General features: G+C 56.1%; 5 protein-coding genes. 2 read left to right on the top strand and 3 right to left on the bottom strand.

Annotated elements, in window-relative coordinates:
• Positions 1-144: 144 nt before the first annotated feature.
• Together lpxH and AC07OP_RS31160 are read right to left on the bottom strand one after the other, a co-directional pair.
• A complete protein-coding gene (gene lpxH, locus AC07OP_RS31165; RefSeq protein ID WP_027606286.1) occupies positions 145-894 on the bottom strand; it encodes a UDP-2,3-diacylglucosamine diphosphatase in 750 nt (249 codons plus the stop codon).
• The gene (locus AC07OP_RS31160; protein WP_027606287.1) at positions 891-1394 is read right to left on the bottom strand and encodes a peptidylprolyl isomerase; all 504 of its coding nucleotides are present in this window, start codon (positions 1392-1394) and stop codon (positions 891-893) included. Before AC07OP_RS31160 ends, lpxH begins: the two co-directional genes overlap by 4 nt.
• A gap of 249 nt (positions 1395-1643) precedes the next feature.
• Here AC07OP_RS31160 and AC07OP_RS31155 point away from each other — a divergent pair, with 249 nt between their 5' ends.
• Both AC07OP_RS31155 and cysS read left to right on the top strand, forming a co-directional pair.
• Positions 1644-3344: a glutamine--tRNA ligase/YqeY domain fusion protein gene (locus tag AC07OP_RS31155; RefSeq protein ID WP_115488494.1), complete on the top strand. Its 1701-nt coding sequence runs from the start codon at positions 1644-1646 to the stop codon at positions 3342-3344.
• Between the two features lie 19 nt (positions 3345-3363).
• Positions 3364-4752: a cysteine--tRNA ligase gene (cysS, locus tag AC07OP_RS31150; RefSeq protein WP_115488493.1), complete on the top strand. Its 1389-nt coding sequence runs from the start codon at positions 3364-3366 to the stop codon at positions 4750-4752.
• Between the two features lie 105 nt (positions 4753-4857).
• Here cysS and AC07OP_RS31145 read toward each other — a convergent pair whose 3' ends face one another.
• Positions 4858-6219 (bottom strand): toxin-antitoxin system YwqK family antitoxin, encoded by a 1362-nt coding sequence (locus AC07OP_RS31145; protein ID WP_495101704.1) that lies wholly within the window; start codon positions 6217-6219, stop codon positions 4858-4860.
• Positions 6220-6338 lie beyond the last annotated feature (119 nt).

The raw sequence follows: 6338 nt of genomic DNA, 5'->3' as shown, positions 1-6338 counted from the left end.
CGCGCTTATCGAGAATGAACGCGTTGCCTGGGCGTTTTTCGCGAGCAAGCTCGCTCCTACAAAAAGCCTTAACTGACTGGCATTAGGGCAAGCCCCCTTCCACACTTTGATCTCTGTTTACATTGGATCAGTGGTGTTTGAGGATCAGGCGCCAGGCAACGCCAGCTGCGGATTGACGAAGTCAAACGCCGCCAACTGAAAGCCTTGCTCATCCGCCTGCAACGCCCAGCCCTGCTTGTCCCAATCCCCCAGCACAATGCGCTTGGCCGCCTGGTCGCCAATCTGCAGCTTATGGATCGCCGGGCGGTGCGTGTGGCCGTGGACCAGGGTGCGCACGCCGAACTGCTGCATCACCCGCGGCACTTCCTCGGGCGTCACATCGACAATGTCATTGGCCTTCATGCGCGTTTGCGCGCGGCTTTCACTGCGCAGCTTGCGCGCCAGCCGGTGGCGGGTGCGCAACGGCAAGTGACGCAGGATAAACAGCACGATGGGATTACGCAGGATGCGCCGCAGCTTCATGTAGCCAAGGTCGCGGGTGCAGAGGCTGTCGCCGTGCATCAACAGCACGGGTTCGCCTGCGAGCTGCACGACACTCGGGTCCTTGAGCAAGGTGGCGCCTGCCGCTTTGCAGAACGCCTTGCCGAGCAGGAAGTCGCGGTTGCCATGCATGATAAAAATCGGGGTGCCGCTGTCGCTCAGCTCGCGCAGAGCCTCGCAGATCGAACGCTGGAAGGGCGTCATCCCATCGTCGCCAATCCAGGCTTCAAAGAAGTCCCCCAGAATGTACAACGCCTGGGCGCCACGGGCGCGGTTGTGAAGCAGATCCAGAAACGCCCGGGTAATGTCCGGGCGCTCCTCTTCCAGATGCAAATCTGAAATCAGTAATATCACTCAACGATCTCGGCTTTCTCGACGATCACGTCTTCGACCGGTACGTCCTGGTGACCGGCCTTGGAGGTGGTCGACACGCCTTTGATCTTGTCGACAACGTCCTGGCCTTCGGTGACTTTACCGAACACGGCGTAGCCCCAGCCCTGTACGTTCTTGCCGCTGTGGTTCAGGAAGGTATTGTCGGCCACGTTGATGAAGAACTGCGCGGAGGCCGAATGCGGCTCCATGGTACGGGCCATGGCGACGGTGTACTTGTCGTTGGAAAGGCCGTTGTCCGCTTCGTTCTGGATGCTTGGGCGCTTGTCTTTCTTTTCTTTCATGCCAGGCTCGAAACCGCCGCCCTGGACCATGAAGTTACCGATGACACGGTGGAAAACCGTGTTTTCGTAGTGGCCGGCCTTAACGTACTCGATGAAGTTGGCGACGGTGATCGGCGCTTTCTCGGCGTTCAGCTCGATGACGATGTCACCGTGGTTGGTGGTCAGTTTGACTTGAGTCATGTTCACTACTCTTTTCAGGGAATTCGTGGGTTTGGACGCCTGGGGCGCCTTACCTGTCTGGCTAAACGGCGGCCAAGGCGCGCAGTTTAGCGTGCCCGGCAGGAATTTCGAGGTGGTTTTTTACCGCCCGGTTAATTAAAGCAGCAGTTTTTGGTCGTGACCTGTCAGTGTCTTGACAGCATCAGCTATGATATCGCCTTTGTTTTATCTGGCCCCAACCGGCCACGAACCTGTCTGTTCAAGGATCCTATGAGCAAGCCCACTGTCGACCCTACCTCGAATTCCAAGGCCGGACCTGCCGTCCCGGTCAATTTCCTGCGCCCGATCATCCAGGCGGACCTGGATTCGGGCAAGCACACGCAGATCGTCACCCGCTTCCCGCCAGAGCCCAACGGCTACCTGCACATCGGTCACGCCAAGTCGATCTGTGTGAACTTCGGCCTGGCCCAGGAGTTCGGTGGCGTCACGCACCTGCGTTTCGACGACACCAACCCGGCCAAGGAAGACCAGGAATACATCGACGCCATCGAAAGCGACATCAAGTGGCTGGGCTTCGAATGGTCCGGTGAAGTGCGCTATGCCTCCAAATACTTCGACCAGTTGTTCGACTGGGCCGTCGAGCTGATCAAGGCCGGCAAGGCCTACGTCGACGACCTGACCCCGGAGCAGGCCAAGGAATACCGTGGCACCCTGACCGAACCGGGCAAGAACAGCCCGTTCCGCGATCGCTCCGTAGAAGAGAACCTCGACTGGTTCGCCCGCATGCGCGCCGGTGAGTTCCCGGACGGCGCCCGCGTGCTGCGCGCCAAGATCGACATGGCCTCGCCGAACATGAACCTGCGCGACCCGATCATGTACCGCATCCGCCACGCCCACCACCACCAGACCGGCGACAAGTGGTGCATCTACCCGAACTACGACTTCACCCACGGTCAGTCGGACGCCATCGAAGGCATCACCCACTCCATCTGCACCCTGGAGTTCGAGAGCCATCGCCCGCTGTACGAATGGTTCCTGGACAGCCTGCCGGTCCCGGCGCACCCGCGTCAGTACGAATTCAGCCGCCTGAACCTCAACTACACCATCACCAGCAAGCGCAAGCTCAAGCAACTGGTGGATGAAAAGCACGTCAATGGCTGGGACGACCCACGCATGTCGACCCTGTCGGGCTTCCGCCGTCGCGGCTACACCCCGGCGTCGATCCGCAACTTCTGCGAGATGGTCGGCACCAACCGCTCCGACGGTGTGGTCGACTACGGCATGCTCGAGTTCAGCATCCGCCAGGACCTCGACGCGAACGCGCCACGGGCCATGTGCGTGCTGCGTCCGTTGAAAGTCGTGATCACCAACTACCCGCAAGACAAGGTCGACCATCTCGAACTGCCGCGTCATCCGCAGAACGAAGCACTCGGCGTGCGCAAGCTGCCGTTCGCCCGTGAAATCTACATCGACCGCGATGACTTCATGGAAGAGCCGCCAAAAGGCTACAAGCGCCTGGAGCCGAACGGCGAAGTGCGCCTGCGCGGCAGCTACGTGATCCGCGCCGACGAAGCGATCAAGGACGCCGATGGCAACATCGTCGAACTGCGTTGCTCCTACGACCCGGAAACCCTGGGCAAGAACCCGGAAGGCCGCAAGGTCAAGGGCGTGATCCACTGGGTGCCGGCCGCTGCCAGCATCGAGTGCGAAGTGCGCCTGTACGATCGCCTGTTCCGTTCGCCGAATCCTGAAAAGGCCGAAGACAGCGCCAGTTTCCTCGACAACATCAACCCTGACTCCCTGCAAGTACTCACCGGTTGTCGTGCCGAACCCTCTTTGGGCGACGCACAGCCGGAAGACCGTTTCCAGTTCGAGCGCGAAGGCTACTTCTGCGCGGATATCAAGGACTCGAAACCTGGTCAGCCGGTATTCAACCGTACCGTGACCTTGCGTGATTCGTGGGGCCAGTGATTCTGTTTAAGGAACTGTCGTGCTAACGATCTACAACACACTCAGCAAGACCAAAGAAGTCTTCAAGCCGCTGGATGGCAACAAGGTGCGCATGTACGTGTGCGGGATGACCGTGTACGACTACTGCCACATCGGCCACGGCCGCAGCATGGTTGCCTTCGACCTGGTGACCCGCTGGTTGCGTTTCAGCGGCTATGACTTGACCTATGTGCGCAACATCACCGACATCGACGACAAGATCATCAACCGCGCCAACGAGAACGGCGAGTCGTTCGACGCGCTGACCGAGCGCATGATCGCCGCCATGCACGAGGACGAGGCGCGCCTCAACATCCTCAAGCCGGACATGGAACCGCGTGCCACGGACCACATCCCCGGCATGCACGCCATGATCCAGACCCTGATCGACAAGGGTTACGCCTACGCCCCAGGCAACGGCGACGTGTACTACCGCGTCGCCAAGTTCATGGGCTACGGCAAGCTGTCGCGCAAGAAAATCGAAGACCTGCGCATCGGCGCGCGCATCGAAGTCGACGAAGCCAAGCAGGATCCGCTCGACTTCGTGCTGTGGAAAGGCACCAAGCCCGGCGAGCCGAGCTGGGAGTCGCCATGGGGCGCCGGGCGTCCGGGCTGGCACATCGAATGCTCGGTAATGTCTACCTGCTGCCTGGGCGAGACCTTCGACATTCATGGCGGCGGCAGCGACCTCGAGTTCCCGCACCACGAAAACGAAATCGCCCAGAGCGAAGCCGCCACCGGCAAGACCTACGCCAACGCCTGGATGCACTGCGGCATGATCCGCATCAATGGCGAGAAGATGTCCAAGTCCTTGAACAACTTCTTCACCATCCGCGACGTGCTGGAAAAGTACCACCCGGAAGTGGTGCGTTACCTGCTGGTGTCGAGCCACTACCGCAGCGCCATCAACTACTCGGAAGACAACCTCAAGGACGCCAAGGGCGCCTTGGAGCGGTTCTACCACGCGTTGAAAGGCCTGCCATCCGTGGCGCCGGCCGGCGGCGAAGCGTTCGTGGCACGCTTCACCGAAGTCATGAACGACGACTTCGGCACACCGGAAGCCTGCGCCGTGCTGTTCGAGATGGTGCGCGAGATCAACCGCCTGCGCGAGAGCGATCTCGACGCAGCGGCAGGCCTGGCGGCGCGCTTGAAAGAGCTGGCGAGCGTCCTGGGCGTGCTGCAGATGGAAGCCGATGACTTCCTGCAGGCCGGCGCCGAAGGCCGTGTGGATGCGGCTGAGGTCGATGCGCTGATCCAGGCGCGTCTGGCGGCGCGTGCCAGTAAAGACTGGGCGGAGTCTGACCGTATCCGTGACCAATTGACTGCGATGGGCGTGGTGTTGGAAGACGGGAAGGGCGGGACTACCTGGCGGCTGGCTGATCAGGCCTGATCGTTTATTGCTGAATAAAAAACACCCCGACTGGTTCGGGGCGTTTTTATATGTTTAGCTAAGTTTTTCGAATCGGACTTCTGCTTGTGCCTGAAATCCGCTGAGTTAAAATGGGGGCTTGACCGCACACTGCCCTGAAATTTTTCCTGCTTGGTATTGGCAATCTTCTATTAAAGTCCCGTCTCGACGCCATTGCCTAGCTTGTCCGTGTCTTTCTCCATGGGCATATTCTATAGATAGGATTTGAGTGCCGTCTTCGGACCAACTTTGCATCTTTCCGTGTAATTTTCCATCTTTATAAACTGAATGTTTCTTTTTCTGGCCGTTGTCATACCATTCTATGTCGTCGCCTTGTCGGTTATGATTTTCGTCTTGCTCCCATTGGCTGATTTTTATACCGTCAATGTTCCATTCGTGGCTCATTATGATACGGAAGTTTTTATATAATGTTTGTGATTGTGTCTCACCGCTTGGAAAGTATTTAACGTCCCAGCCGTCTAGTCGCCCACGGTCATAGTCTTGTATATTTTTTAGGGTGCCGTCTTCATAATAATAATTTGATATGCCTGAGCGATTTCCATAGAGGTATTTCTCCATTGCCTCAGGATTTCCGTTAATGTAAAGTTTAACTTTTGGGCCGTGTAGTTTACCATTTGCGAAGTTCTCGCGAACTCTGATTTTTCCCGTTGGGTAATAAGTGATGTACTCTCCGTCAACGATAATGTTGTTACTATAGTTGACGGATTTTTCAATTTTTCCATTTTTGTAGCGAGTAATACTTTTTCCCTCACGCTGACCCTGCGCGTTCATTTCAGTAACGCTCGATACCATTCCGTTACTATGGAAGGTTCGGAATCTATGAATGAATTTGCTCGCAGCATAGTCCTCATTATCAACGAATCCATCGGCAGCAATCTTTTTGGTTGTTATTTCGTAGATTGTTACTTTCCAAGCTTTTAGTTTTTCGTCATAAATTTTGGGTGGTGTTGTAAAAAAATGACTGCGCGCCGCCGGGATAGGTCGGTAGTTTTTGTCTAAATGCAATTTCCCATCAATTAACGCGTCCGTCAGTGATCTGCATGTTTCACCAGTACACAAAGCAAATTTGGTCGCCATCGGTATTTTTCGTTCACAATCTTCATGTGTAATAAGTAGCGCAGTTCCATCATCGGCATATTTTTTGATTTTTTTTACTTCTGCGAGGAAGTTCTCGACAGGGACGCCGATCGAATTTGGGGTAATATGCACTTGCGAAGTGCCACATCTGTGGGCTGTTGAGAGCGTTAAGCGAACTGCCGGCATCAGCGTTACGCCGGAGGAGCCAATGGTTTCGGGATCTATATCGAGATATGTTGCGTTCATTTTTATATTTAAAATTGTAGAAGGGTGAATGTGTTCGGCATATGCGTACGTTGCATTCGTAGCAAATACTAGTCCAGTTAGAAATTTCCTATACTTGAATGGCATCCTGGCTGTCCCTTAATTGACTTGTCTATAGTGTGGTGAGGTTTTTAGTGGTGGAAATGCTTGCCTTGTGTTTTGCATTCGGGCAAGAAGCGCTCCCGCTAGAAATGCTCAGCAGGATG

This window comes from Pseudomonas sp. GW821-FHT09D08, assembly GCF_059416305.1.
This window is presented reverse-complemented; position numbering and strand designations above follow the sequence as displayed.